Source organism: Salinimicrobium oceani, assembly GCF_012037645.1.
Genome location: NZ_JAAVJR010001580.1, coordinates 1 through 290 on the forward strand (window position 1 = coordinate 1; position 290 = coordinate 290).

Consider the following 290-nt stretch of genomic DNA (forward strand, 5'->3'; position numbering starts at 1 on the left):
GCTGCAGTAATGGCAGTAGTCAATTTTAAAAACATCAACAGACTGGCGGTTCCGGCTATTTTTGCCGGAATTGCCGAACCCCTCATCTCCCTTACCGACATTGCCATTATAGGGAATGTGGAACAGGATCCAGTTGAAGCCCTTGCGGCAGCAGGAATTGTGGGTTCTTTTCTTTCGGCCATAATTTGGATCGTGGCGCAGACCAAAACAGCAATTTCAGCACTGGTCTCTCAACACCTGGGAAGCAACCGTATTCATGCCGTGAAGACACTGGTGCCACAGGCTATCTT

At 49.0% G+C, this 290-nt stretch carries 1 protein-coding gene; it reads left to right on the forward strand.

Translation table 11 applies throughout. The features are described from left to right. Window positions 1-9: 9 nt before the first annotated feature. A partial coding sequence (locus tag HC175_RS23145) for an MATE family efflux transporter (protein WP_262887268.1) occupies window positions 10-290 on the forward strand: 281 nt, incomplete at its 3' end.